Consider the following 26,241-nt stretch of genomic DNA (forward strand, 5'->3'; position numbering starts at 1 on the left):
TGCACTCAATATTGTCACTGGGCACTGAAAGCGCATTAATCCCGATCAGCCGCCGCACGGGACAAACGATCATTGATCGCCAGCCCCAACCCCTTCAGAGGCACCGGCGAAATCGCGATGGTTCCGGCGTCCCTGCGCGCCAACAGATCCGCCCGACGCAACATATCAAACAAATTGGCAGCCGCCTCGGCCAGATCTCCCGTTTCAGACAGGTTCAATTCTGCGCCCGTCACTGCACCAAATCCGATCAGAACCTCATCCGCCCGTGCTTCGCTCGCGTTGATCCGAACCTTCGCATCCGGCGCATAGTGGGACGCCAACTGCCCCGGTGATCTCGGCGTATCAGGATCTTCGGGACGGGCCACAGCCTGCCCGAGCACGGCCTCGACATCCTCAACCGTCACCCCGCCCGCCCGTAAAAGCGCAACGTCTTCGCCCACATAAAGAATAGTAGACTCCAGCCCCACGTCGCAGTCACCACCATCGAGCACACCGTCGATTTTACCGTCGAGACCGTCCAATACATGGCACATCCGCGTCGGGCTGATCCCGCCAGAGGGGTTTGCCGATGGCGCTGCTACCGGACCACCAAAGGCTGCCAGCAGCGCCCGCGCTCCTTCATGGGCGGGGACACGGATCGCCACGGTATCAAGGCCCGCCGTCACCAGTGAAGACAGTCCAGCACCGTTGCGCACCGGAACAACAAGGCTGAGCGGTCCGGGCCAGAAGGCTTCTGCCAGCTTGCGGGCAAGGGGGGAAAACACGCCAAAACGCTCGGCCGCGGCAAGATCGGGAAGATGGATGATAAGCGGGTTGAAAGCTGGCCGCCCCTTGGCCGCATATACCCCCGCCACAGCCGTCCCATCACAAGCATCCGCGCCAAGGCCGTAAACGGTCTCGGTCGCGAAGGCCAGCAGCCCTCCGCGCCGCAGAACGTCAGCGGCCTGTTTGACCTGATGGCTCTCAAAACGCTGTGTCTGCTTGCCCATGCTGATCCTGCTCTGGCCCTTTAAAGGCCCCACAATGACGTTGTGTTCCAGTTGTCGTGACGCAACGGGCAGTTTAGGTTGCCTCGAAACCGCCGTTACCGTGCGTTTACCCGAATGACCTCGTAATACAAGCCTGCGCCGCAAAAGGACAAGCCCAGATGCCCTATACCGCCCCGACAGACGAACACCTCCACCTTTTGCGCAATGTGCTCGGCTATGAACGCATCAGCAGCACCGAACGGTTCGAGGACGCAGGCGACGATATGATTGCCGCCATCCTGTCCGAGGCAGGTAAGATGGCGCAAGATGTGCTGGCGCCACTGCAACGCCCCGGCGATCTGGAACCGGCCCATCTTGAAAACGGCGTTGTGCGTACAGCACCCGGCTTTCACGATGGCTACAAGGCGATTGCACAAGGCGGTTGGGTCGGTGCGGCCGCTGATCCCGAACACGGCGGCATGGGCCTGCCCCTGACAATCACTACACTGGTGGGAGAAATGATGGCTTCGGCCTGTCTGTCCCTGTCCCTGAACCCGCTGATGACCCAAGGCCAGATCGAAGCGCTAGAGGCGCACGGTTCGGATGCGATTAAGGCGCTTTACCTGCCCAAGCTGATTTCCGGTGAATGGACCGGCACGATGAACCTGACCGAACCGCAGGCCGGTTCGGATGTAGGGGCGTTGCGCTCCAAGGCGGTGGACAACGGGGATGGCACATTCGCGATCTCTGGCCAGAAGATTTATATCAGCTGGGGTGATCACGATTTTGGCGGCAATGTTTGCCATCTTGTGCTGGCGCGCCTGCCGGACGGCGTTCCGGGCACGAAGGGGATTTCCCTGTTTATCGTTCCGAAATTCATTCCCGATGCAGACGGCAATCTGGGTGAGGCCAACAGCCTGCGCGTTGTGTCACTGGAACATAAACTCGGTCTGCACGGCTCCCCTACTGCGGTGATGGAATTTGATGGCGCAACCGGCTGGATGGTCGGCCCGCCCCACGGTGGTATGGCGGCGATGTTTACTATGATGAACAACGCCCGTCTTGGCGTAGGGACAGAAGGGCTCGGCGTGGCGGAAGCAGCCTATCAGAAGGCGCTCGAATTTGCGCTGGAACGCAAGCAAGGCAAAACCCCTGTGGACGGCGGCACCGGCACGATTGCGGATCACGCCGATGTGCGCCGCATGTTGCTGACCATGAAGGCGCAAACCGCTGTGGCCCGCGCGATCATTCTTGATACCGCGATGAGCACCGACTTATTCAACGCCACCCAAGACGCCAGCTTTAAGGCGCGCGCTGCCTTCCTGACGCCAATCACAAAAGCCTTTGGCACGGACACCGGATCAGAGGTCGCAGACCTTGGCATTCAAGTCCACGGCGGCATGGGATTTGTCGAAGAAACCGGCGCGGCACAATTTGCCCGCGACGTGCGCGTGACCCGTATCTATGAAGGCACCAACGGCATTCAGGCAATGGATCTGGTGGGACGCAAACTGATGGATGGGGGCGATGCTGCCTTTGCCATGTTGGATGAAATCGCAGCGACTGCGAAAGGGAACGAGGCGCTCGCCAAAGCAGAGGCCACCCTGCGCGAAACCACCAAAGCGCTGCTCGATTCAGAGATGAATGCACGCTTTGCGGGGGCAACATCCTTCCTGCGCGCCTTTGCCATCACCCTTGGCGGTCACTATCTGACGCGCGGTGCGGACACAGAAAACCGTCGTGCGCTGAACGCCTTTTATACGGCCCATTTCCTGCCACAGGTCGACGCGCTTTGCGCTGCGGCCACTGCGGGCGATGCGCTGCTTTATGCTTTAGACACAGACGCATTGGCGGGTTAATCTTTTGAAGAATATCAACTTCCCCTATGAGACCCCGCCCGCAGAAGGCGAAGCAATCGACGTAGCACCGGGCATCAAGTGGCTGCGCCTGCCGCTGCCGATGAAGCTGGATCACGTCAATGTTTACGCGCTGGATGACGGCGATGGATGGTGCATCGTCGACACCGGATTTTATTCCAAACGGATGGTCTCCACATGGGAGAAAATCGTGGGGGAAACGCTTGGCGACAAGCCGATTACCCGCGTTTTGATAACCCACCACCACCCCGATCACGTGGGCATGGCGGGCTGGCTGCAAACCCACCATCAGGCAGAGCTGATCTCTACCCGCACCAGCTGGCTGTTTGCACGGATGTTGTTGCTCGATGCGCAGGACACCCCGCCCCCCGAAACCATCGCCTTTTATGAAAGCGCGGATATGGAGCCGCGTCTGTTGGAAGAACGGCGCACCCAGAAACCGTTCAACTACGCGGATATTGTGTATCCGATGCCGCTCGGCTTTCGGCGCATTCAGGAAGGTGACACGTTAAAGATCGGGGAGCGCACCTTTGATGTGCGCATCGGCAACGGACATGCGCCGGAGCACGCCACGCTGTGGTCCCGTGACGACAATATTGTTATCGCAGGTGACCAGATCCTGCCGGGCATTTCCCCCAACCTCGGGGTTTATGCCACCGAACCAGAGGCCGATCCGGTGCAGGGGTGGCTCGACGCTTGTGAAACATTTGCCAAAATCGCGCGGGAAGATCATTTCGTGCTGCCCGGCCACAAACTGCCGTTTACCGGCCTGCCCGCCCGTATGCGCCAGTTGATCGACAACCATCACCACGCGCTGGACCGGCTGATCAAGCATCTTGAAACCCCCGCCACTGCGTCCCAATGCTTCCTGCCATTGTTCAAACGCAAGATCGGTGACGGCGAATACGGGCTGGCACTGGTTGAATCCATCGCCCATTTGAACCATCTTCACCAACAAGGCAAAATCACCCGCACCCGCAATACCGCCGGTGCTTGGGTTTATCAGGCTGCCTGAGGGGGTCGTATGGACAACAAGATCAAAACCACCGCAGAGGCGTTGGAAAGCCACGCCCTGTGCGAGCTTTATTCCGCGCAGGTTGATCGGGACGGAGAAACCAAAACCGAGAATCAGGTCGTGGATAGCGGTGATGCAGGGCGCAAAGCTGGCCCCAAATCAGAAGCCGAATGGGCCTATGAACGTATCGTCATGTACATCCAGAAATTTGAGGAAACGCTCGATTCAGATCAAGAGGTCGGCATGGGCTTTGTTGGCGGCGATGTGGGTACTCTGCGGATTCAGGGCATGGGATTTTTTGCACCCGACCTGATCACCTTTTACGGCGCAGCGCCAAATGGGTCAAAAACCCAACTCGTTCAACACGTCAGCCAGCTGAATGTCATGCTTGTGGCAGCCCCGAAAGAGGACGAAAAGGCCGAACCACAGCGGATTGGCTTCCGTTTGGCGGCGAAACTGCACCAAAAATGGGACGAACCCGTTCTCTGAGCGTAAACGCGGCAAACTGACAATTGCATTGTCGCAAATTATCGGTCAAAACCTCTGCCAACCACGGGATAAGAAAGGGCACCATCATGGCCAACCACGAACATGGTAAAATGAACATCGAAGCACAAGAAGCAGCATTTGACGGCTTCATCCGTTGGAGCATCCGCGTATCGGTCTTTTCCATCGGCGTTCTGATTTTCCTCGCGCTTTTCAATTCCTAATTTCAAGGGGCGCCGGAAAAACCGGATTGCCAAATGGGTTTAATGTCATTTTTCCGCGTCCTTCTTCTCGTCCTTCTGTCAATTACTGTTTCCGCCTGTGGCGGGAAATCCGTCTGGGCGCCTGACGCCGAGGTCGAAAAGCGCCGGTATGTCAGCCCGGATGATCCCTATTTGATGCTGAAAACCATGATCAACAACCGCACCGGCTCTGGTGGCCATGCGGCTTTGGTGATCAATGCCAGTGAAACCGTGATGTATGATCCGGCAGGCCGCTGGTCCCATCCGCTCGGGCCGGAGCGTAATGACGTTGTTTACGGCATGTTCCCCGAACTGGAAGAAAATTACGATAACTGGCACGCCCGTGTGACCCATCACGTGGTGAACCAGAAGATCTATGTCAGCAGTGCCACGGCCGAGAAAGCCTTTGCCCTTGCCAAAGCCGCCGGCCCTTCACTTGATGCGCAATGTACGCTGAATATTTCAGGTCTGTTAATGCAGCTTGAAGGGTTTCAGGCAATCCAGCGCACCTATTTCCCCGCCAAGCTGATGCGCAACTTTGCAGACTTGCCCGGCGTGACCACCACCAAGGTTTACCAGACCGACGAAGGCCGCAGCTAAACTGCTTTACGCTGTCGGGCCAGCCTGACAGCGCCATCTGCCCTCCTCCCCTCCGCAATTGGCATGCTCTTTGAAACAGCACCCATACGGGCTGTGTGGCGATTGGTGACGGCCATTCGCAACTATAGCGCCCAACGCTTTACGCATCCCCAAAGAGAACCCCCTCCGAACGACAGTCCGAAGGGGCTCTATGTCATGCTATTTGCGTGGGTCAGGAACCGGGAGCGATCGGCAAACAGGTCTGATTGCGGGCGCGTAATCTGGCGCAAGCGAGATTGGCTTCGGCTTGGTTTAGCCCCACAAATCGGGCGCGGTACTTCTTGTACCCGTTGACTGTAGCGTAATCGATCCGGCGTTCGGACCCGTCAAGGGATTGCAGTTCCCGCAGGGCGGTTTGCAGCAAAGCTTTTTCCGCCTGATGACGGGAGGAAAACGCCCCGACTTGCACACCCCAATACTGATTGCCCGCGGTTGAGACGCGGCTGACCACGCGCAAAGGTTGCTCCGCCTGCGCAGCCGCCGCAATAGAAGTCAGCTTACCGCTGCTTGCTTTTACAACGCCATTGGCCTGCGCCTCGCGGTTGGCTGCTTTGACCGCTGCTTCAATCGCTTCCAGTTGTGCATCGGCCATAAGCGTTGTCGTGGTTGTGGTCGGCGCGGTACGCAACTTGGGTCGTGGGCTGGATTTTACAGCACCGGAATTGGCCACGCGGATGCGTTTTGCTTGCACGCCCAAATCCACCTTAGGCGGCTTGCGCACGGCAACACGGTTTTTAGAGCGTTTGAACCCCATATCGAGCAGTTCTGCCACGCGGGCATTGCGCCACGCTGTGGTGCGTCCGCCAAAGACAGTCGCAATCACCCGCTTGTTGCCCCGCTCTGCCGACGCCACAAGATTGAAACCGGCGGCATTGGTGAAACCGGTCTTGATCCCGTCCGCCCCTTTGTAAGCACTTAGAAACTTGCGGTTTGTGTTTGGCACATTGCGGATGCCTGCATGGGTCGATTTGCGAGAGAACAGGTTATAATACTGGGGAAAATCATAAAACAGGCGCCGCCCGAGCAGGGTCATATCGCGGGCAGTGGACAGATGCCCAGACTGCGTCAGACCGTGGGCGTTCTTGAAGGTAGAGTTCTTCATACCAATTGCCTTGGCCGTGCTGTTCATCATTTTGGAAAATTCAGCTTCGGAACCGGCAATCGCTTCGCCCAGTGCGGTGGCCGCATCATTGGCGGATTTCACCGCGGCTGCACGGATCAGATAACGCAGGGCGATCTTTTGCCCCGCCCGCAATCCCAGCTTGCTGGGCGGTTCGCTGGCGGCGTGACGGGAAATGGTGATCTGCTTATCCAGACTGATCACGCCACGCTCCACTGCGTCAAAAACGATATAAAGTGTCATCATTTTGGTAAGGGATGCTGGATGCAACCGCGCATCCGCATTGCGGGAATGAAGAACCTCACCGGTTCTGGCATCCACGACCATTGCTGCATAAGGCGCGGCCTGTGCCACGTTTGCCCCAAGGGTTACCACGATAAGAAGATAGAGGGCACATAGCGCCCGTACTGCTACTGCGATTCGCATCGGTTCTCCGACGTCCTGTATTGCTGCCTGCCTCGTCGCCATTTTCGGCGTATTGATTAAAATTAGGCTAGCACAAACCCGTTGGGGTGAGAAACCTTTTCTTTTTCCGTGGTTTAGCGGTGTCCACAACGCAACAGTCCACAACATTACGGGAACACGCCCAGTTCAACCACTAGGTGTAGTACCACCCCTAAACGGCTTTCCCACTATTTGTAAATCGGCCGCTCGAACCTACCAGAAACGGGGCAAACCCGCACCGGAATCACCCATCAGGATTAGGCTCTTTTTTCTTTGGCTCGAAACGCTATATAGTGTGCTGAAATGCAAACAACCCAGACCAATCTCATGACTTCAAGACTGACAATACGGGCGCAGAACGACGGGTCTGATTCGGACATCGGCGATCAGAACGGTGATACCGCGCTGGCCACCAAACCCAAATCCAAAACCGCGCGCCCGCCGATGTATAAAGTGATGCTGCTGAACGACGACTACACACCGATGGAGTTCGTCGTGCATGTGCTGGAACGGTTCTTCGGGATCGGCCACTCAGGTGCAATCGAACTCATGCTGACTGTGCACAAGAAGGGGCTGGCTGTGGTTGGCGTCTTCAGTCACGAGATTGCAGAGACCAAAGTGATGCAGGTGATGGAATGTGCACGCCAGCACGAACACCCGCTGCAATGCACTATGGAAAAAGAATAGGCGCCTTGCGCTTAGAATAGGGAGCAGGCGCGACGCGCCGGATCACATGAGCACCGTTAACCGCCTTATGCTGCCCTTCGATGAAGGGGCAATCAACCTGCCCGAAACCGGACAGATTGTCGTTCTTCGTGCAAAGACAGAAGGTTACGGGGATTTCCCCAGAGACCGGCTGACCTGCGTGCAAGGGTTCTACCCGACGTATCAGTTTCTTCAGGCATCAGGATACCAGACCACTACCGCGATTCCGGACGGGGCCGCGATGATGATCGTACACCTCACAAAAGCCAAGGACGAAAACCGCGCTCTGCTGGCGCTGGCCTATGATGCGCTGGAACTGGGCGGCACGCTGGTGGTGGACGGGGCCAAGACCGAGGGCGTGGAAAGCCTTATGCGCGCCACCAAAAAGCTGCATGCGGTCGACGGGCAACTGTCCAAGGCGCACGGCAAGGTGTACTGGCTAACAAAATCGACGCCGAAAAATCCCTTCTCCGACTGGGCCACAGCGCTGACCCCTGCCCCGAACAAGGACGGCTTCATGACCGCCGCCGGTGTCTTCTCTGCCGAGGGGATTGATCAGGGTTCAGCGGAACTTGCCCCTGTGTTCGCAGGCAAGCTGAAGGGGCGCGTTGCCGATCTTGGCGCAGGCTGGGGCTGGCTGGCGCAGCAAGCGCTCGACGCCAACCCCGCGATTGAAAGCCTCGATCTGATCGAAGCAGAACATATGGCGCTGAATTGTGCGCAACTCAACCTGAACGATCCCCGTGCGCGGTTTATCTGGGGGGATGCGCGGGAGGTGGCCGCCAAGCGCAGCTATGATGCCGTCATCACCAACCCGCCGTTTCACACAGGGCGCAAGGCAGAACCTGCCTTAGGCCGCGCCTTTATCGCAGCGGCCCGTGACATGCTGAAACCGGCAGGGCATCTCTACCTCGTAGCGAACCGGCAGCTGGCCTATGAGACCACGCTGAACGAATGCTTTGGCCGTGTAGACGTTGTGAACCAGTCCAGCCGCTATAAAATTATCCATGCGCGAAAACCAAAGTAACCTGTCTTCCCTTTTGCTAGACTGGCAGAGGTCGAATCATGAAAAGGTACCCGAAACATGAGTTTTTCGCTTGAGGGAAAGACCGCCATTATTACTGGCGCTGCCAACGGGATCGGGCTGGAAATAGCGCGACATTTTTCGGACCATGGGGCCAACGTCATGTTGGTGGATATGGATGAAGAAAAGCTTGCCACCGAGGCGGAATCCATCGTCGGGGATGGTGCCAATGTACGCAGTTTTTCGGGCGATCTGCGCGAAAAACTGACGGTGGCTAATCTGCTTTCCGCCACGATTGACGCGTTTGACAGTATCGACATCCTGATCAACGCCAGCCGTCAGGTGCTGCCGTCCAATCCGCTGGATGAAAGCGAAGACCATTTCGAAGAGCTGTTTCAGCAGAATGTTCTGGCCAATCTGCGGGTGACGCAGGCCGTGGCCAAACGGATGATTGCGCAGGCCAAAGACAAACCTGAAGCCAATTCAATCGGCGCTGTGATCAACCTCAGCTCTATTGCGGCAGATCGCACCCATGCGGGGCTTCTGGGCTATTCTGTGGCGTGTGCCGCGCTGAACCAGATGACCCGCTCGCTGGCGGTGTCCTTCGCGGACCAGCGCATCCGCGTCAACGCCATTGCCATCGGTTCAGTCATGAGCGCGAGCCTGCAAGCGCGGTTGAAACAAGACCCGGAAATGCGCAGCGCAACCCTTGCAACAACGCCTTTGGGCCGTATTGCCGAAGCCCGCGAGGTGGCCGAAACAGCGCAGTTCCTTTCCACAGATGCCTCCGGGTTTATCACCGGCCAGGTTGTCACAGTGGATGGGGGACGCTCTTTGATTGATCCGCTGGAAACAGCGGCGCATTAAACGCTGTAGAGCGTCATATTTTACCTGATCAAAACAGCAACCTACTAAAAATCTCATCTATAGTTGAATTCTTTTTGATCCACCAAGGCAGTGCCTCCGTACCCCTTACAGAGCCGCGAAACATTTGCGGCCAACAAACAGGAGGTTTACGCATGAAACGCAATCTTATCGCAATGACACTCGGGGCAACACTGCTGTCCGGCGCAGCTTTGGCTGAAGCCCACGGTGGCCTGATGGTGGCCGGTTCGGACCAAGACGTGTCCGGCGGTACTGTCACAGCTGAAAAGATCGTCGCAGGCGCGAATGGCTGGCTGGTGGTGCACCGCACCGACGACAGCGGCAAACCCGGTCCGGTTGTAGGTCACGCCCCGCTCAAAAAGGGCGAAAACATGGACGTTAGTGCAATTCTGACAGAGCCGGTAAACAGCGGCGACAAACTGATGCTCATGCTGCACGCAGAAGATGGTGGCATGAAGACTGGCGTGTTTGAATATACGCTCGGTGCGAAAGAAGACGGACCGATTAAGGTAGACGACAAACTGGTGATGGCGGTCATTTCCGCTAAATAACCGTATCCCCCCGGCACCTGCGGCGGCCAAGAGCTGTCGCAGGGCTACCGGCGGCCTGCCACCCGTTTTGCTGAAGGCTTACTGCCAACACGCCCTTCGCGCACCGCCACATAGACACCCGATCCTGCAATCAGAATGATCCCCGCCCAAGTGGTGCCCGTCGGCCATTCCTGCCAGATCAGGATACCCCAGAACACAGCCAGCAGCAGGGCGGAGTATTCAAACGGTGCAACAATCGCAGCATTCGTGCCCCGATACGCCAGCGCAATCAGATAGCCAGCGCAGGCGCTGATCCCGCCAAGTGCCAGCATGATAAGACCATCCTTCAGATCCGGCATGGTCCACGCCCGCAAAAAGAACTCAAGCGCGTCATTGTCGCTGCCCGAATAGCGCCCGTCCCCAAGGCCGAGCGCAAGACCGCCAGAGACCATCAAAAAGGTGATCTGGATATAAACCGACATGGTCGAGGCTCGCTCTGACATGCCGGTGTAACGGGTCAACACTTGTAATCCCGCATAGGCCGCCGCCGCCAGAACCGGCAGCAGTGCCACAACGGTAAAGCTTGCGCCTGTTGGTTTGACGACCAAAATGACACCGATCAGCCCGACACCCACCGCAAGCCAGCGCCGCATGCCCACCGGCTCACCAAGAACCAGCGCTGAAAGGCCGGTGATAAACAACGGCGCTACAAAGAAAATCGCCGAAGCATCCGCAAGTGGCATGGCTGCAATCCCTGCAAAAAAGGCGGAGTTGGCCACGACCACGCACAGCCCGCGCAGCACATGTATCCACGGGCGTTTCGCACGCAGGGCAGACCAGCCACCATCCAGTGGCACGATGAATATGACCGTCAGGGCAAGTGCCACCAAGGCGCGCAAGAACACGATCTGGTGCAACGGATAACCGCCGCTGAGGAATTTGATCGACAAGTCGTTCAGGGAAAAGAATATCGCCGCGCCCAAAGCGCATGAAATTCCAAACGCGACACCGCGCTGTGCAGTTTCCACGGGCACCCTCCTCCGACTGATGAAAACGCCCGCGCAATCCGCGGGTTCGGGGGCAAGCTACGCCGCGTTTATCCGTAAGGCCAGCGCAAAAGTACACACCTCAGGTTGTAGTTTCTTAGCCCCGAACCAGACACAAAAAACCCGGCGCGATGGCCGGGTTAATTGGGTCGATCTGCGGAATAAAATTACGCGTCGTCGTCTTCGTCGTCCTCGCCGCCACCTTTAGGCAGGTTGAACAGGCTGTCTGCATCCACAACCGGTTCGTTTTTCTTCTCTTCCTCGTCCGAGCTGGACAGGGAGAAGGTTTCAAGACCGGACATGTTGGACGGCAGGCGTGGCTCGTCGTCCATTTGCAGCGATTGCTCGGTCGAAACCAGCTTCAGACGTTCTTCATCGCTCATGGCGGTGCCGTCTTTAGCCGCCTTAGCAGCCGCTTTGCCCACAGCCTTGTCGAGTTCCAGCTGTTTACACAGACCAAGAGCCACCGGATCAATCGGCGCGATGTTGGCAATGTTCCAGTGGGTCCGCTCACGCAGGGCCTGAATGGTTGGCTTGGTTGTGCCTACCAGCTTAGAGATTTGTCCGTCGGTCAGTTCGGGGTGGAATTTCACCAGCCAGAGGATCGCTGCAGGGCGGTCCTGACGTTTGGACAGCGGAGTGTAGCGCGGACCACGGCGTTTTTCTTCGCCGTCAGCGGCTGGATTGTGCTTCAGCTTCATCTTGTGGCGGGGATTTTTCTCCGCCATGTCAATTTCCGCTTGGGTCAGCTGATTGTTGGCAATCGGGTCGAAACCCTTGATGCCTTGGGCCACTTCCCCGTCGGCAATGCCGTTCACCTCAAGTTCGTGCAGCCCGCAGAAATCCGCGATCTGTTTGAAGCTCAACGTAGTGTTGTCCACCAGCCAGACAGCGGTGGCCTTAGCCATAATCGGAAGCGCCATATCTCTTTCCTCCAAATAAACCTCTCCCGCGCCGAGAAATCGGTTGCTCGGGTCGGGACCGTCGCGAATTGCCGTTTCAGGTGGGGAATTCCCAGCCTATATAGACAAGGATAGCACAAAGGAAAAGGCCAAATGATCCGTATTCTAATGACCCTTCTTTCGATTACCGCCATTGCAGCAACTACGGCCCGCGCCGAAGGGGAGCGTCCCGGCCAGTTTGATTACTACGTTATGGCGCTGTCATGGTCGCCAAACTGGTGCGCTTTGGAAGGCGACGCCCGCAATTCGCCACAATGTGCACCGCAAAAGGATCACGGCTGGGTGCTTCACGGGCTTTGGCCACAAAAGGAACGGGGCTGGCCGTCCTACTGCCGCGCCAACACCCGCGCCCCAAGTCGTGCAATGACTGGCGCGATGGCTGACATTATGGGCACTGGCGGTCTCGCATGGCATCAATGGAAGAAACACGGCACCTGTTCGGGGCTGGATGCTGCTGACTATTATGCTTTATCCAGAGAGGCTTATGCCCGTGTGAACCGCCCCGAGGTGCTGCGCAAGTTGGGCAAAACCATCGCCCTGCCCGCTCGCGTGATCGAAGATGCCTTTCTGGAAGCTAACCCCGATTTTGACGCCGACCAGATCACCGTGACCTGCAAAAGCAACCACATCCAAGAGGTCCGCATTTGCCTGACACGAGACCTGAAACCCCGCCGCTGCGGTGTGGATGCCTTGCACGATTGCACCGCCAAAAAGGCCGTTTTGAACCCGATCAGATAAGGCGAAACAGTCACCAAATCATCAAACTACCCCCTAAATCCAGCCGCAAAGCTGCCCATATTCACCGATAATTTACCATGAACAAGCTTCAACGCACTCATGCAGAAACGGTGAAAACATGCTGGCATTTATATTGGCACACGCGGCAAACGCCCTGATGTTCGTAGCCTTGCTCGGCGCGTCGTTTCTGATCGGGAATGATGAATCCCCCGAGCAGCCAGTGGCAGTGAACTTCCCCAAAACCGAAGATAGCAAGCCGCTCCTCCCGCGCGCGCTGTCCGATCAGCGTCCCATCGCCCACAGCACCCCTGCGGCTCCGCAAATCGTTGAGGCACACGCAATAGAGATGCCTGCGCAGGGAATTGCGGACACGCCTGAAACCACTCCGACCGCAGAAAAAGCGGCGGATGAAGATGTGGTTATTGGGGACAGTGGCGATGACATGCTTTGGGGCGCCAGCAATGCAGAACCCCTGCCTGCTACCTCTGATACGGGTATCTTGCTGCTCGATCTGGCATATCAGGTAGAGCCGGAAGAACCGATCGCTCCACCCGCTGCCTTGGCGGAGCCCGAGGCGGTTGAGATTACCGATTTTGACCCTGCCGAAGACCAGCTTCAAATCGAATATAATGCCATGACTGATCCACGAACCGGCGAAACTATCCCTGCGTCCCTTTCGGTGATGACCTCAACAGACGGCACTGGCGCGGATATTGTTATCAACGATGTGGTGGTGGCAAAACTGGCCGGAGTGCAGGGGATCACCCCGTCCCACATCCAACTGATCGCCCGCTAAAATTCGCAGGCGCAAGATACGGCAAAGCCGGAAGATGACCCTTCCGGCTTTACCTGTTGTTCAGTGTTATCTGATTTAAACTTTCAGAACGATCTTTCCGATATGGGTAGACCCTTCCATCCGCGCATGGGCCTCTGCCGCCTGTGCCAACGGATAGGTGCTGTCCATCACCGGCGCAATTGTACCGTCCGACAGCATGGGCCAGATATTCGCTTCCAGCGCCCGCGCGATCTCTGCTTTAGCACCATCGCTTTGGGGCCGCAGGGTCGAACCTGTGATGGTCAAACGCTTCACCATGACCTGCGCGAAGTTCAGCTCGCTTACAGGGGCTTCAAGGAAAGCGATTTGCACCAACCGCCCGTCAAGCGCCAGCGCCTTCACGTTGCGCGGGATATAACTGCCGCCCACCATATCAAGGATCAGGTCGATGCCATTTCCGCCGGTGGCTTCTTCCATCACCTCGACGAAATCTTCTTCCTTATAGTTTATCGCCCGCTCCGCGCCGAGCTCTTCGCATTTGGCGCATTTTTCGGCGGAACCGGCTGTGGCAAACACCCGCGCACCGGCTTTCACGGCCAGCTGGATTGCGGTTGTGCCGATCCCGCTGGACCCGCCATGTACCAAAAACACCTCACCCGCTTTTAATCCACCGCGCATGAAGACGTTGGAATAGACAGTGAAATATGTTTCACACAGCGCCGCCGCCTGAACCATATCCAGACCCGCAGGCACTGGAAGGGCGTGATCTGCGGGGGTCGTGACGTATTCCGCATACCCACCGCCGGGCAACAGGGCGCAAACGCTGTCGCCCACGGCCCAGCGCGTGACACCTTCACCGATGGCAGCGACCGTGCCAGAACATTCGAGCCCCGGCAAATCGGAGGCACCGGGGGGCGGTGCATATTTGCCAGCCCGTTGCAGCGCATCAGGGCGGTTCACACCCGCAGCGGCCACCTGAATCAGGATTTCACCGTGACGGGGCGTAGGCACCTCACGCGTGGCGGGTTTCAGAACCTCCGGCGCACCGGGCTCGGTTATTTCAATAACATTCATATCGGTCATAGGGGCATACTTTCATAGTTCGAATGGGCAAAATCCCAATAGAGTTCACGGGCCCGCATCGCGACAGGGGATGACGCAAATTCGCGGGTATCCAGTCGGGTCACGGGCATCACCTTAGAGGCGTTTCCGGTCAGGAAAACCTCATCCGCCTCGCGGAAATCTTCAACGGTCAGCGATACTTCCTGCACGTCATAGCCATCATTGCGCAGCAGCGCGATCACCCGCCGCCGTGTGATCCCGTTAAGGAAGGTGCCGTTTGGATGGGGCGTCTGCACAACCCCGTCACGCAGCATAAACACATTTGTCGATGCGGTTTCAGCCACATTGTCTTCCAGATCAAGCGATAGGGCATTCTTGAACCCGCGCTTGCGTGCCTCTGTCAGAATGCGCGCGTTGTTGGGGTAAAGACAGGCTGCTTTCGCCTCGGTCAGCGCCGTATCCTGACGGGGCCGCCGGAACGGGCTGATCGTGATCGGCATATCGCTAGGTTCGGGCATTGGCAGGGTTTCAAGGCAGATCGCAAAGGCGGTGCTTTCAGGATCGGCGTCCAGCAGCGCCGGAGAGGCCTCGCGGCTCCACATCATCGGGCGCAGGTAGAGCGCCTCTTTCGTGTCCATTTTCGCGATACCGTCACGGATCAGACCGGCGATTGTGTCGCCATCCACCGGCGCATCCATGCCCATAGCTTCGGCAGATTTCACCACACGGGCGGCGTGGTGATCAAGATCAGGCGTCACGCCGTCAAAGAACCGCGCCCCGTCGAATACCATCGTGCCCTGCCAAGCCCCGTGGTCCGCCGCGCCGATCACCGGCGTGTGCCCTTCATGCCAGTCTCCGTTGAAATAGGTCAGCTGTCGCTTGCCAAGTGCCATAGTGTTTCCTCGGTTTGGGAACGTCTTTATTATTCTGGCAACGAAGTGCATTCGGATAACGGATGCAAGCGGCAAATACCGCGCGGGCCACCCGACGCAGCGACGCCGGTCAGGACTTGGGCGCGACATACCCCGGCATATTGCTCTGCGCGGATGTGTCAGGGGCTTTGATCAGATCAAGCAACCGGCCCGGCCCTGCCATAAATGCTTTGGACAGCGGATTGTCCCGCAACTTTGCCTTGGTGGTCTCGATCTTCATCACATCGCTAATACGCCGGTCGATGAAAGCCCATGTTTCCGCCGAATCCTCGCTGGTATCCCCAAGCCAGAACAGGACCGCACTGGAATAAACCGCAGACAGCATCGCCCGCTTGGAGTACCAGTTCACATCCCGCGACGTGTCACCCAAGGCATCCCAAATCGCGCTGGAGGTTTCCCAGATCAAACCAGCCCCTTCGGCGGCATGATGGGGCAGCGCGAACAGCGTCGACCCACGGTGCACCAATTCGCGGTCCGCCGTTTCCAAACGCGCACGAAGGCCATAGGCCACGCGGTCAGAGTAACGCATGGACTGCAGGTCTGCCGCTTCCATCGCGGCAACCATCGCACGGTCCCCCTGCCGGTGATAGGCCACCGCCAGATCAAGCCCCTTGCGCGGACAGGCCTGCGCGGCAAGCCCGGCATCCACGCCGCTCTCGGCTACGGCGGCGTCGAATGTCGCATCGGACCAGCCGTCAAACACCACATGGGGGATGGCCGCCTCTAACAACGCAGCGCGGGTTTCAAGGATATGGTCGGCTTCGGTTTTTTGTGTCTCGGTCATACCCTATAAATAGGCCTACCGCCGCCGAAAGCAAAGTCCGGATCGCCAGCGCGACGTTTTACCAGCGCCATGCCAACAGCGCTGGACAAAAAAAGAATCCGCGTCTATAAGGCGCCTTCCTGCACTTCTGCAAACTCAAACCTAGAAAGGTGGTGACACCACATGCAGGTATCGGTACGCGACAACAATGTCGATCAGGCGCTCCGCGCTCTGAAGAAAAAACTGCAACGCGAAGGCGTTTTCCGTGAGATGAAGCTTCGGCAGCATTACGAAAAGCCTTCCGTTAAGAAAGCCCGTGAAAAGGCCGAGGCAGTTCGCCGTGCACGCAAGCTGGCGCGCAAAAAGCTTCAGCGCGAAGGCATGCTCTAAGCACTACGCTTCAGACCGAAAAGTCACTAAACCCCCGGATCCGTTCGGGGGTTTTGCTTTTGCGGGACGCGAAACAGCCCTGCCCAAGTCCATTTTCTTCAAATATCCAAAGTCCAACAGGGCAGCACGAAACAACGCAGGCAGGTTCAGGCGCTCCCGCCTTCCATTGACAGAACTCGTGGGTCAATCCCGATCTGTTTCATCGCTGCCGCCCACTTCCCTTCATGGTCCGCCGAAAACACCAGCGACGCATCCGCATCGCAAATCAGCCAGCCGTTTTCGCGAATTTCTCCTTCAAGCTGCCCCGGCCCCCAACCGGCATACCCCAGTGCCAGCAGGCAGCTTTGCGGGCCGAACCCCTGCGAAATGTCCTCCAAGATATCCAAAGTCGCGGTCATGCCAAAATCGTCATTCACCGTAAGGGTCGAATCTTCTGATCCGTAGTCCCGCGAATGCAGCACAAAGCCGCGCCCGTGTTCAACCGGCCCGCCGTAATGCACATCAATGCCTTCAATCGGGCGGTCCGCTTTTATGTCCAACTGATCCAGAAGATCCGCAAACTTCAGGTCCGCTGCGGGTTTGTTTACGATCAAACCCATCGCACCGCTGTCCGAATGGGCGCAGATGTAGATCACCGAGCGGTCAAAACGCGGGTCGCCCATCGATGGCATTGCCACCAGCAATCGCCCGTCCAGATGCCGTGCTTCGGATGAATACTCTGCCATTTTGACCACTTCCCCAGTATTGTACAGGCGCAGAGCCGCGTTAAACAGCGCGCCCCTGATCCGGCAAGGAGCCACCACATAAGGGGTATCCCGCAGCCGGAGCTGTTTATTCCTATAAGATGCGCTCGTTCGTTCCGGGTTTCAAGTCAGTCCCGCAGCGAAGTCACGGCACTCTCTCTGATTTGTGACTTTCGCTTTGGCCGCTGCCCCCATATTCTAAGGGTAGTTAAATGGATATCGAACAGCCCATGATACGCACCTGTCTTACCGCCCTTAGCCTTGCCTTCGGACTTGGCCTGCCTACCGCGCTTTTGGCGCAGGAATACAATATCCAAGGGGTGGCCCGTCTGGACATCCTTCCCGGCTATGAGACATCGGCAGGCCATATGATTGCCGCCCGCATTCAACTTGCACCCGGCTGGAAGACCTACTGGCGCGCACCGGGTACCAACGGCATCCCGCCTGCTTTTGATTGGGGCGGATCACAGAACCTTAAGGGTGTGGCGTTCCACTGGCCCGAACCCTACGTCTTCATGAAGGACGGCGAACGTACCATCGGCTATGAAAACGAACTTGTCCTGCCCATCAGCATCACACCCCAGAAATCCGGCGCTCCGGTTTCGCTGAAAGGCGAGGTTCTGTTTGGCGTGTGCGAAGATGTCTGCATTCCGGTCAAAGCGCGGTTTGCGATGGATGTTGCAGGCAGTGACGCGGGCAGCACCAAGGTGATCAAGGCGGCTTTGCGCAAGAAACCGGCCAGCGGTGCATCCCGTGGAATTTCGCCGGTGTCCTGCGACATAACCCCGATCAAAGGCGGCTTTCGCATCAGCACCACACTGCGCAGCGTCAAACCGCTGCCCGCTGGCAGCCTGCCTGTGATAGAGTTTCCGGGCAACGATGTTTGGATCGAACAAAAAGACAACCGGATCGACGGTAAGTCCCTCACCGCAAGCGCCAATCTTTTCGCCTATGGCAGTACACCCCTGATGGTGCAGCGCAGTGGCGTCACGGTTACACTGTTGGGGGGACCCCGCGCGGTAGAATTGCGCGGGTGCCCTTAAGTTAGGCCAAGAGTTGGCTAAGCTGTCCTAAACCGCTTGGGGTGCGGGCGGCGGGCCGTAAGCGTTCGCTTCTTTCTCGCCCTCTGTAACGTACCAGTAGAGCAGCACCAGCATCCCGATACCTGTAAAGGCAAGCAACAACCACCAACCGGTGCGGCCATGATCGTGCAGGCGGCGCACCGCGACAAAGATACTCGGCAGCAGGGTTGCAAGCGACCACAGCGGGTTCAGCGCCACAATCCCAAGCACGCTGTCGACGATTGTTGTAATAATGCTTACTATTACTGTGAACAATGTCCACCACCAGAATTCAGAGCGTAGCGCCCGTCCGTTCCAATCCACATATTTGCTGAATACGGTTTTCACCGCCGTTGTAAAATCCATTGCACTGTCCCTAGTCGGTTATAATGGGATCAACCTTAGGGTTATTGCATCGCACCGCAAGAATTTTCGGCGTCAGGACTTCTTTCCGATCTTTGGTTCGGTCCCTGCCAGTATCCGGCTGATGTTGGCGCGGTGGCCCCAGAAAATCAGCGCGCCGAGTAGGATGATCAGCACGATCCCCTGACCGTATCCCAGCACCAACGCCCAGATCGGCGTGACAAGCGCACTGGCCAAGGCGCTGGCGGACGATATCCGCAACAGAACCGCCGCCACCAGCCAGCTTGCACAGGCCGCAAGACCCACAGGAAAGGACAGCGCCAGCAGCAGCCCGAGATATGTCGCAACACCCTTGCCACCCTTGAAGCCCAGCCAGACCGGAAACAGATGACCCAGAAACGCCGCCAGCCCGGCAAGTTGCGCGGCCCCTTCTCCGGCGATTGAGCGGGCGATTAGAACCGCCACCGCGCCTTTGCCAGCATCAAACACCAGCGTCAGGAACGCGGCCTTCTTGTTGCCCGTGCGCAGCACATTGGTTGCGCCGATATTGCCTGACCCGATGTCGCGCAGATTGCCCAGCCCCATGACCCGCGCCATCACCATCCCGAACGGCACAGAGCCGAGCAGATATCCGCCAATCACCAGCAGCAGAGTCACAAGATCAAAAGTCTGTTCAGGCATCAGAGCCTCCTAAATATGCGCCGGTACCCGCGATCAATCGCGGCTGTAAACCTGCGCGCCCCCTACAAAGGTCGCCAAGACGGCCCCCTGCATCCGGCGTTCATCATAGGGTGTATTTTTACAGCGTGACAGCATTTTGAAACGGTCCATCACAAAGGGTTTGTCCGGATCAAACAGCACCAGATCCGCTGGGGCACCTTCTGCCAGCCGTCCACTCTCCAGCCCCATAACCTTGGCCGGATTAAACGAAACTGCGCGCCACAGGGTCGGCAAATCCAGATGCCCCGCATGTACCAGTGACATCACTGCGGGCAGGATGGTCTCCAGCCCCACCGCACCGCTGGCGGCTTCTTCAAAGGGCAAACGTTTGCTTTCTTCGTCCTGCGGCGTGTGCAGAGAACAGATCACATCAATCAACCCGCTCGCCACGGCTTGCGCCATTGCGATGCGGTCATCTTCGTGGCGCAGGGGCGGTTTCAGTTTGAAAAACGTCCGGTAGCCATCAATATCCAGCTCGTTCAGCGTCAGATGATGGATCGAAACCCCAGCCGTCACCGGCAAACCCGCCGCCTTGGCCCGCTCCAGCACAGGCAGCGACACAGCGGTGGAAAGCTGGTCCACGTGATAACGCACGCCGGTCATTTCTACCAAAGCCATATCCCGTTCCAGCTGGATACGCTCCGCCATCGGAGAAACCGCTGGCAGGCCAAGCTTGCTGGCGAAAGGTCCAGCGGTGGCACACGCCCCGTCCGACATCACAGGTTCCTGCGCATGGCCGATCACCAGCGCCCCCATTGCACGCGCATAGCTCAGGCAGCGGCCAAAGATCTTGTTGTTGCGGTTAACCGCATCCCCGTCGCTAAAGGCCACCGCGCCCGCATCCAGCAGAAAGCCGATCTCGGCCATTTCCTTACCGGCGCGATCCTTGGTCAGAGTCGCCATAGGCAATACGTTTACCTTGGACACATCCCGCGCACGGCGCAGGGCGAATTGCAGGGTTTCGGGGCTATCCACAGCGGGTTCTGTGTCCGAGCGCACAACCATCGTCGTGACCCCGCCAGCAGCAGCAGCCTCCCCCGCAGTGCGGAAGCTTTCCTTATGCCGCTCTCCGGGTTCGCAAACCTTTACGCCAATATCGATGATACCGGGCGCAAGGCATTTGCCGTTGCAGTCCAGCGTTTCATCCGCCTTTGGCAGCGCATCGCCATCCGCAATGATCCGGCTGATCCGACCGGCCTCGATCAGGACAGAGCCACGAAATTCAGTGGCGGTTTCAGGGTCGATCAGACGGGCGTTTAATAAGAGCGTGGTCATATATATTTCCCGCCCTTACGTGTAGGATTGCCTCTGTGGACCCCAAGCCCTTTGTTGCAATTATCGCAATTGTATTGGTAACTATAACCTGACTGTGAGCGCCGGACCCTAAACAACTTATCTTCTTTCACGTAACAATAGTTGCAGTACGGTCTATCCGAGCGCTTGCCATTTTCATCTAATTCAAAAAGAAGACCATCTTCATCTTCCAGATTACCACGCTCATTCAATTTTTTCTTTAGTGAAGCTATTTCTAACAGTAGTTCTCGTTCGTTCTGCTGAGCGTCCACGAGACTGTTTTTAGCCTCAAGAATGCCATCTACAACTTCGGCAAATCGCAATTTGAGTTCTGCCTTATCCATCTCATGCGTGATATTGAGAAGCCCCTTTGACACTTTCAATGTCTCGTTTAGCGTGGTCAATGCCGTTACAAAGTCCATCACACCATCACCCCCACATCCCGTTTCGCGTCCCGTCTAGCCTTCACCAGTAGCTCCATTGCGGCCATGCGCACCGCGACGCCCATTTCCACCTGCTCCTGAATAACTGAACGGTTCAGGTCGTCTGCGATCTCTCCGTCGATTTCAACGCCGCGGTTCATCGGGCCGGGGTGCATGACGATTGCGTCGTCTTTGGCGTGGCTTAACTTCTCGGCGGTCAGCCCCCAGCGGTGGTAATATTCGCGGGGGGACGGGATGAACGCGCCGTCCATGCGTTCCCGTTGCAGGCGCAGCATCATCACCACGTCAACGCCTTCCAGCCCTTCGGCCATATCGTCGAACACCTCTACGCCGAACTGGTCGATACCACTTGGCAGCAGGGTTACAGGCGCAATCAGGCGAATGCGGCTTTCCATTTTATTCAGCATGAAAATATTGCTCCGCGCCACGCGGCTGTGGGCGATGTCTCCGCAAATCGCCACGCTCAGCCGATGCAAACGCCCTTTGGCGCGGCGGATCGTCAACGCATCCAGCAGCGCCTGCGTCGGGTGTTCGTGCCGCCCGTCGCCTGCGTTCAGAACCGCGCAATTGACCTTCTCGCTTAGCAGATCAACCGCGCCGGAATGGGGATGGCGCACCACCAGCAGATCAGGGTTCATCGCATTCAGGGTCAGCGCCGTATCAATCAGCGTTTCACCTTTCTTGATCGAACTGGCCCCCATCGCCATATTCATCACATCCGCCCCAAGCCGCTTTCCGGCGATTTCAAAGCTGGATTGCGTGCGGGTGGAGTTTTCAAAGAACATGTTAATCTGCGTCATCCCCGCCAGCGTATCCACATGTTTGTGGGGCTGTCGGTTCAGTTCGACATATTGTTCCGCAAGATCGAGTATGGAAACGATGTCGTCGCGGGAAAGATGCTCTATCCCCAAAAGGTGCTGGGCGGTGAACGTCATGGCCGACCTCTTTGCTGACTTCGCCGCGTTATAGGCGGGTGGCAAATGCGAAACAAGGGATTTACGACTCCACTTAGGCTTTGATACCCTGACCGCTGAACACAAGGCGCCCCATGACCGACTCTGCCAGCTATTTTGCCGACCTGACTGCCCTTGACTGGCAGATTGATCTTGGCGCCGATGAGGCGATTCAGGACACGCCCGTCAACCGCTATGAACAGGTGATGACCCCCGCCAAAGGTGCTGTGCCGAAAACTGGCCCCAACAGCAACATCAAGCCGGTGGATGTGATGCCGGTCCTGCCGCAAGTGCAGGAAAGCGGGGCGGATATCGCCCATATCATGGCGGGGCGCTGCAACAGCCTTGCCGATCTGCGCGATGCGCTGGCGGTGTTTGAACATTGTGCCATCAAAAAAGGGGCGCGCAATCTGGTGCTGTCAGAAGGCCATCCGAACGCACGGGTGATGATCGTCGGTGAAGCGCCGAGCCGTGACGAGGACCGCTCCGGCGCGCCCTTCATCGGGGAATCAGGCAAGCTGCTGGACCGGATGTTCGCGGCCATCGGCCTGTCACGGGACGGCGAAGACCCGAGCGATGCGCTTTACCTGACCAACCTGCTGCCGTGGCGTGTGCCGCAAAACCGCGATCCGAAACCCGATGAAATCGCCATGATGCTGCCGTTTCTGGAGCGTCATATTGCGCTGGTTGATCCCGATATTATTGTGCCACTGGGCAATATCCCCTGCAAAGCGCTGCTTGGGAAAACCGGCATCACCCGCCTGCGCGGCACGTGGGCAGAGGCATTTGGCAAGCCGGTCCTGCCCATGTTCCACCCCGCCGCCCTGTTCCGTGATCCCCTGAAAAAGCGGGACTGTTGGGCGGATCTACTGGCAATCAAGGCAAGGCTGACCCCATGAGAATACTCGCGTTTTCCGATCTTCATGCCAATCAGGCCGTTGCGGACACACTGGTCGCGGCCAGTGCTTCGGCGGATCTGGTGATTGCTGCAGGGGATTTCTGTAACTTCCACAAAGGGCTGGAAGAAGCCGTCGCGATGCTGGAACCGATCCCCTGCCCGATCATTGCTGTTCCCGGCAACCACGAAACCGCCGATGCGCTGTGCGCGGTGGCCCCGCCCCGCATGACCGTCCTGCACGGCCAGTCCCACGCAATCGGCACGCTGGATATTTTCGGCATCGGCTACGGCATCCCGTTGTCGCCCTTCACGGATTGGTCGGTGGATTTAACCGACGCCCAAGCCTATGAAATGCTGGAAAACTGCCATCAGGCAGACATCATCGTCAGCCATTCCCCCCCGATCAATCTGGGGGACCGGACCTCGCAAGGGCAGCACGTCGGGTCAGCTGCCCTGCGCGAAGCGATTGAACGGCTGAAGCCGAAGTTCTTTTTCTGCGGCCATATCCATGAAAGCTGGGGCACCGCGGGCAAAATCGGCGAAACAGAGGTCTATAACCTCGGGCCGAGCATTAACTGGTTTGACATCTAACCCGCCCCAAAACACGAGACCAACACCATGAGCGACCGCCAATTCATCCCGATCCGTATCGCAGTGCTGACCGTGTCAGACACCCGCACGATGGAAGATGACAAGTCCGGCCAGACCCTTGTGGGCCGGCTGACGGGTGACAATCATATCCTTGCCGACCGCAAGATACTGCCGGACGAACGGGCGCAGATCGCTGATCAACTGCGCGCATGGTGTAACGATCCGGATGTGGACGCGGTGATCTCCACCGGCGGCACCGGCCTGACCGGACGGGATGTCACGGTTGAGGCCCACCGCGATGTTTACGAAAAGGAAATCGACGCCTTTTCCACCTACTTCACCATGATTTCAGCGGATAAAATCGGCACTTCCGCCATCCAGTCCCGCGCATGCGGCGGGGTGGCGAACGGCACCTATCTGTTTGCGCTGCCGGGTTCCCCGGGCGCGTGCAAAGACGGCTGGGACGGCATCCTGCGCTACCAGCTCGACTATCGCCACATGCCCTGCAACTTCGTTGAGATCATGCCCCGCCTGACCGAAGACCAGCGCCGCAAATGAGCGCGTGTTTCACCACGCTCGGGGAGTGGTCCAAGACCACAGCCACCGCAGCGGGGATTATCCTGATTGACCAGCAGGACCGTCTGCTGATGCAGTTGCGCGATATGAATGATCGTACCGCAGGCCCCGGATTATGGAGCATCTTTGGCGGGCATGTCGAAGCGGGCGAAACGCTCAGCCGTGCCGCCGTGCGCGAATTTGCCGAAGAAACCGGACTGCGCGTATCAGAAGACCAACTTACCCTGCTGGCCCGTGCAGTATCCGCGTTTGGAACGGGACTTTATGCATACACGCTGAATATGAAGATTGACCCGGCTGAGATCCGTCTTGGAGAGGGGGCAGGATTTGCCTTTCTGACCCGTTGGCAGATCGAAACCTTGCCCCTGATGCCCGCTGCCGGACAGATCCTTAAGCACTTCTTCACCCTGACCGACACGCGCTTGTAAACTTTTTTGTATTCCGGCGACGGAACGCTAAATAATTCACGTATAATGCTTAATAAATCCGTGACCTTCGGGCGCCTTCTTTAAGGGAAATCCATGCGTTTTGTGACCCGAAGCCTGCTTGGCTTGTTTCTGCTGACCCTGACAGTGGCGTTGCTGGCGCTGGCTGGGAACAGTCTTGTCTCTGCGCTGAAGGACCGGAACAACGGCGGTTTTGCAGGGCGACAGGCCCGCGAACGGGTCTTTACAGTTGAGGTTGCGAAGCTGACCCTTGGCAGTCATGCGCCCGAAATTCGCACCTTCGGCGAAGTAATCTCGGGGCGCACACTGGAACTGCGCGCTGCTGCGAGTGGTGCGCTGGTACAGCTGTCTGACAGTTTTCGCGAAGGTGGTAAGGTCTCCAAAGGTGAGATATTATTCCAGACCGATCCCGCAAACGCCCGTTCAAAACTGCTGATTGCGCAAAATGAACTGGACGAAACGCAAGCGGACCTTTTGGACGCACGCCGCAATCTGACACTGGCGGAAGACGAACTGGCCGCCGCGCAATCCCAGCTGGACCTGCGCAAAAAGGCGTTCGAGCGCCAATCCTCGCTTAGCACACGGGGACTTGGCACCGATACAGCGATGGAAACCGCCGAGCTTGCGGTTTCGGCGGCGGAACAATCTCTGCTGTCCAAGCGACTGTCGCTTGCCAATGCGCAGGCCACCATTGCACGGGCAAAGACCCTTATGGAGCGGCGTAAAATCAACCGGAACGAAGCCGAACGCATTTTGGCGGAAACCACGGTACGCGCCGATTTTGACGGCGTGTTGACAGGTGTGAGCGCTGTTCTGGGGCGGCTGGTCAATGCCAACGAACAATTGGGCAGCCTGATAGATCCCGAAGCGCTGGAAGTGTCTTTCCGCGTCTCGGCGCAGGAATTTCGTGCTTTGATCGCAAACGGCAACGGTCTGGAACAGGCGGAGGTGCATCTCACTGCACCGAGTGGCGCGACCGTATCGGGCCGCATCGACCGCGTGTCCGCTGCTGTGGCAGCGGGGACAACCGGACGTGAACTCTTCGCCAAATTACAGGGCGCGGCAGGTCTGGGGATTCAACCGGGTGATTTTGTAAGCGTGATCCTGCGCGAACCGGCGCTGCTGAAGGTCGCGAAAATACCGGCAAGTGCCTCTACAACCAGCGGCGACGTGTTGCTGCTGGACGGGGAAAACCGGCTGGAAGAAGCCACCGTGGAAATCCTGCGCAAACAGGGCGATGACCTGATTGTGAGAATCGACGGGTTGGAAGGACGCCATATCGTGCTGACCCGTGCGCCCCAGCTTGGCGCGGGCATTCGCGTGGAGCCGCGCAGTCCGGATGGCCTACCTTCCGCAAAAGCTGCCCCTGCGGCAGCGAAGCAGGAGGAAACCATCGAAATCTCCGACGACCAACGCGCCAAGCTGATTGCTTTTATCACGGAAAACAATCGCATCCCCCAAGCGCGCAAGACCGCAATGCTGGAATCCCTGCGCCAACCCCGTGTGCCCAAGGCTATTGTGGACCGGCTGACCCAACGGATGGGCGGATAG

The 26,241-nt window shown here is 57.8% G+C and carries 31 protein-coding genes; 18 read left to right on the top strand and 13 right to left on the bottom strand.

Translation table 11 applies throughout. The annotated features are described in order from the left end of the window. Window positions 1–35 precede the first annotated feature (35 nt). The gene (locus tag IEX10_RS06920; RefSeq protein WP_188672523.1) at window positions 36–989 is read right to left on the bottom strand and encodes an L-threonylcarbamoyladenylate synthase; all 954 of its coding nucleotides are present in this window, start codon (window positions 987–989) and stop codon (window positions 36–38) included. Window positions 990–1,147: 158 nt separating this feature from the next. On the opposite strand from IEX10_RS06920, the gene IEX10_RS06925 reads away from it, so the two are divergent. The 5 genes from IEX10_RS06925 (at window position 1,148) to IEX10_RS06945 (ending at window position 5,188) form a co-directional block, all read left to right on the top strand. Beyond that, window positions 1,148–2,827 (top strand): acyl-CoA dehydrogenase family protein, encoded by a 1,680-nt coding sequence (locus tag IEX10_RS06925; protein ID WP_188672525.1) that lies wholly within the window; start codon window positions 1,148–1,150, stop codon window positions 2,825–2,827. Window positions 2,828–2,831: 4 nt separating this feature from the next. Further along, complete coding sequence (locus tag IEX10_RS06930; RefSeq protein WP_229678459.1) at window positions 2,832–3,860, top strand: MBL fold metallo-hydrolase; 1,029 nt, start codon at window positions 2,832–2,834, stop codon at window positions 3,858–3,860. Window positions 3,861–3,869: 9 nt separating this feature from the next. Continuing rightward, entirely contained in the window at window positions 3,870–4,349 is a 480-nt protein-coding gene (locus IEX10_RS06935) for a DUF6173 family protein (protein ID WP_188672528.1), read from the top strand. Window positions 4,350–4,435: 86 nt separating this feature from the next. Further along, a complete protein-coding gene (locus IEX10_RS06940) occupies window positions 4,436–4,570 on the top strand; it encodes an aa3-type cytochrome c oxidase subunit IV (protein WP_188672532.1) in 135 nt (44 codons plus the stop codon). A 33-nt stretch (window positions 4,571–4,603) separates the two neighbouring features. Further along, on the top strand, window positions 4,604–5,188 hold the full coding sequence (locus IEX10_RS06945) for a hypothetical protein (RefSeq protein WP_188672535.1): 585 nt from the start codon (window positions 4,604–4,606) through the stop codon (window positions 5,186–5,188). A gap of 211 nt (window positions 5,189–5,399) precedes the next feature. Here IEX10_RS06945 and IEX10_RS06950 read toward each other — a convergent pair whose 3' ends face one another. Next, window positions 5,400–6,773 (bottom strand): D-alanyl-D-alanine carboxypeptidase family protein, encoded by a 1,374-nt coding sequence (locus IEX10_RS06950; RefSeq protein WP_188672538.1) that lies wholly within the window; start codon window positions 6,771–6,773, stop codon window positions 5,400–5,402. Window positions 6,774–7,118: 345 nt separating this feature from the next. Between IEX10_RS06950 and clpS the strand changes: the two genes are divergently transcribed. The 4 genes from clpS (at window position 7,119) to IEX10_RS06970 (ending at window position 9,956) form a co-directional block, all read left to right on the top strand. Next, window positions 7,119–7,478, top strand: a complete 360-nt coding sequence (gene clpS / locus IEX10_RS06955) for an ATP-dependent Clp protease adapter ClpS (RefSeq protein WP_188672540.1) — start codon at window positions 7,119–7,121, stop codon at window positions 7,476–7,478. Window positions 7,479–7,524: 46 nt separating this feature from the next. Then, window positions 7,525–8,523: a class I SAM-dependent methyltransferase gene (locus tag IEX10_RS06960; RefSeq protein ID WP_188672543.1), complete on the top strand. Its 999-nt coding sequence runs from the start codon at window positions 7,525–7,527 to the stop codon at window positions 8,521–8,523. Window positions 8,524–8,580: 57 nt separating this feature from the next. Further along, the gene (locus tag IEX10_RS06965) at window positions 8,581–9,387 is read left to right on the top strand and encodes an SDR family NAD(P)-dependent oxidoreductase (RefSeq protein ID WP_188672546.1); all 807 of its coding nucleotides are present in this window, start codon (window positions 8,581–8,583) and stop codon (window positions 9,385–9,387) included. 152 nt (window positions 9,388–9,539) lie between these two features. Then, entirely contained in the window at window positions 9,540–9,956 is a 417-nt protein-coding gene (locus IEX10_RS06970) for a DUF7282 domain-containing protein (protein WP_188672549.1), read from the top strand. A 44-nt stretch (window positions 9,957–10,000) separates the two neighbouring features. On the opposite strand, the gene IEX10_RS06975 is transcribed toward IEX10_RS06970, so the two are convergent. Together IEX10_RS06975 and IEX10_RS06980 are read right to left on the bottom strand one after the other, a co-directional pair. Next, the gene (locus IEX10_RS06975; protein WP_188672552.1) at window positions 10,001–10,963 is read right to left on the bottom strand and encodes a DMT family transporter; all 963 of its coding nucleotides are present in this window, start codon (window positions 10,961–10,963) and stop codon (window positions 10,001–10,003) included. Window positions 10,964–11,148: 185 nt separating this feature from the next. Beyond that, complete coding sequence (locus IEX10_RS06980) at window positions 11,149–11,904, bottom strand: DUF1013 domain-containing protein (RefSeq protein WP_188672555.1); 756 nt, start codon at window positions 11,902–11,904, stop codon at window positions 11,149–11,151. Between the two features lie 132 nt (window positions 11,905–12,036). On the opposite strand from IEX10_RS06980, the gene IEX10_RS06985 reads away from it, so the two are divergent. Both IEX10_RS06985 and IEX10_RS06990 read left to right on the top strand, forming a co-directional pair. Next, window positions 12,037–12,681: a ribonuclease T2 family protein gene (locus IEX10_RS06985; RefSeq protein WP_188672558.1), complete on the top strand. Its 645-nt coding sequence runs from the start codon at window positions 12,037–12,039 to the stop codon at window positions 12,679–12,681. 118 nt (window positions 12,682–12,799) lie between these two features. After that, window positions 12,800–13,477: a hypothetical protein gene (locus tag IEX10_RS06990; protein ID WP_188672561.1), complete on the top strand. Its 678-nt coding sequence runs from the start codon at window positions 12,800–12,802 to the stop codon at window positions 13,475–13,477. Between the two features lie 75 nt (window positions 13,478–13,552). On the opposite strand, the gene IEX10_RS06995 is transcribed toward IEX10_RS06990, so the two are convergent. The 3 genes from IEX10_RS06995 to IEX10_RS07005 all read right to left on the bottom strand — a co-directional run bounded on the left by IEX10_RS06995 (window position 13,553) and on the right by IEX10_RS07005 (window position 16,234). Then, window positions 13,553–14,539: an NAD(P)H-quinone oxidoreductase gene (locus IEX10_RS06995; RefSeq protein ID WP_188672564.1), complete on the bottom strand. Its 987-nt coding sequence runs from the start codon at window positions 14,537–14,539 to the stop codon at window positions 13,553–13,555. Further along, window positions 14,536–15,411 (bottom strand): branched-chain amino acid aminotransferase, encoded by an 876-nt coding sequence (locus IEX10_RS07000; protein WP_188672566.1) that lies wholly within the window; start codon window positions 15,409–15,411, stop codon window positions 14,536–14,538. The genes IEX10_RS06995 and IEX10_RS07000 overlap by 4 nt, the downstream gene beginning before the upstream one ends. Window positions 15,412–15,520: 109 nt before the next feature. After that, on the bottom strand, window positions 15,521–16,234 hold the full coding sequence (locus IEX10_RS07005; protein ID WP_188672568.1) for a COQ9 family protein: 714 nt from the start codon (window positions 16,232–16,234) through the stop codon (window positions 15,521–15,523). Between the two features lie 162 nt (window positions 16,235–16,396). Between IEX10_RS07005 and rpsU the strand changes: the two genes are divergently transcribed. Continuing rightward, window positions 16,397–16,603 (top strand): 30S ribosomal protein S21, encoded by a 207-nt coding sequence (gene rpsU / locus IEX10_RS07010; protein WP_069298912.1) that lies wholly within the window; start codon window positions 16,397–16,399, stop codon window positions 16,601–16,603. Window positions 16,604–16,749: 146 nt separating this feature from the next. Here the strand turns inward: rpsU and IEX10_RS07015 are convergent, their stop codons facing one another. Then, a complete protein-coding gene (locus tag IEX10_RS07015) occupies window positions 16,750–17,328 on the bottom strand; it encodes a YqgE/AlgH family protein (protein WP_188672569.1) in 579 nt (192 codons plus the stop codon). Window positions 17,329–17,558: 230 nt separating this feature from the next. On the opposite strand from IEX10_RS07015, the gene IEX10_RS07020 reads away from it, so the two are divergent. After that, window positions 17,559–18,389, top strand: coding sequence for a protein-disulfide reductase DsbD domain-containing protein (locus IEX10_RS07020; protein WP_188672572.1), 831 nt, complete (start codon window positions 17,559–17,561; stop codon window positions 18,387–18,389). A gap of 27 nt (window positions 18,390–18,416) precedes the next feature. Here IEX10_RS07020 and IEX10_RS07025 read toward each other — a convergent pair whose 3' ends face one another. The 5 genes from IEX10_RS07025 to IEX10_RS07045 all read right to left on the bottom strand — a co-directional run bounded on the left by IEX10_RS07025 (window position 18,417) and on the right by IEX10_RS07045 (window position 22,161). Continuing rightward, the gene (locus tag IEX10_RS07025) at window positions 18,417–18,773 is read right to left on the bottom strand and encodes a DUF805 domain-containing protein (protein ID WP_188672575.1); all 357 of its coding nucleotides are present in this window, start codon (window positions 18,771–18,773) and stop codon (window positions 18,417–18,419) included. Window positions 18,774–18,845: 72 nt separating this feature from the next. Beyond that, entirely contained in the window at window positions 18,846–19,451 is a 606-nt protein-coding gene (plsY, locus tag IEX10_RS07030; RefSeq protein WP_188672578.1) for a glycerol-3-phosphate 1-O-acyltransferase PlsY, read from the bottom strand. Between the two features lie 33 nt (window positions 19,452–19,484). Further along, window positions 19,485–20,765 carry a dihydroorotase gene (pyrC, locus tag IEX10_RS07035; RefSeq protein ID WP_188672581.1) on the bottom strand — a complete coding sequence of 427 codons (1,281 nt, stop codon included), beginning with the start codon at window positions 20,763–20,765 and terminating at the stop codon, window positions 19,485–19,487. Beyond that, window positions 20,762–21,208 (bottom strand): hypothetical protein, encoded by a 447-nt coding sequence (locus IEX10_RS07040; RefSeq protein ID WP_188672584.1) that lies wholly within the window; start codon window positions 21,206–21,208, stop codon window positions 20,762–20,764. The genes pyrC and IEX10_RS07040 overlap by 4 nt, the downstream gene beginning before the upstream one ends. Further along, window positions 21,205–22,161 carry an aspartate carbamoyltransferase catalytic subunit gene (locus IEX10_RS07045; RefSeq protein WP_188672588.1) on the bottom strand — a complete coding sequence of 319 codons (957 nt, stop codon included), beginning with the start codon at window positions 22,159–22,161 and terminating at the stop codon, window positions 21,205–21,207. The genes IEX10_RS07040 and IEX10_RS07045 overlap by 4 nt, the downstream gene beginning before the upstream one ends. Window positions 22,162–22,274: 113 nt before the next feature. Here IEX10_RS07045 and IEX10_RS07050 point away from each other — a divergent pair, with 113 nt between their 5' ends. From IEX10_RS07050 to IEX10_RS07070, 5 genes are all read left to right on the top strand, one after another. Continuing rightward, window positions 22,275–23,078, top strand: coding sequence for a uracil-DNA glycosylase (locus IEX10_RS07050; RefSeq protein WP_188672591.1), 804 nt, complete (start codon window positions 22,275–22,277; stop codon window positions 23,076–23,078). After that, on the top strand, window positions 23,075–23,668 hold the full coding sequence (locus tag IEX10_RS07055; RefSeq protein WP_188672594.1) for a metallophosphoesterase family protein: 594 nt from the start codon (window positions 23,075–23,077) through the stop codon (window positions 23,666–23,668). Before IEX10_RS07050 ends, IEX10_RS07055 begins: the two co-directional genes overlap by 4 nt. Before the next feature lie 27 nt (window positions 23,669–23,695). Further along, on the top strand, window positions 23,696–24,226 hold the full coding sequence (gene moaB / locus IEX10_RS07060) for a molybdenum cofactor biosynthesis protein B (RefSeq protein ID WP_188672597.1): 531 nt from the start codon (window positions 23,696–23,698) through the stop codon (window positions 24,224–24,226). Beyond that, the gene (locus tag IEX10_RS07065) at window positions 24,223–24,672 is read left to right on the top strand and encodes an NUDIX domain-containing protein (protein WP_188672600.1); all 450 of its coding nucleotides are present in this window, start codon (window positions 24,223–24,225) and stop codon (window positions 24,670–24,672) included. The genes moaB and IEX10_RS07065 overlap by 4 nt, the downstream gene beginning before the upstream one ends. A 93-nt stretch (window positions 24,673–24,765) precedes the next feature. Further along, window positions 24,766–26,241 carry an efflux RND transporter periplasmic adaptor subunit gene (locus tag IEX10_RS07070; protein ID WP_188672603.1) on the top strand — a complete coding sequence of 492 codons (1,476 nt, stop codon included), beginning with the start codon at window positions 24,766–24,768 and terminating at the stop codon, window positions 26,239–26,241.

The organism is Neptunicoccus cionae, from assembly GCF_014643735.1.
In the GTDB taxonomy this organism is placed as follows: Bacteria; Pseudomonadota; Alphaproteobacteria; order Rhodobacterales; family Rhodobacteraceae; genus Amylibacter; species Amylibacter cionae.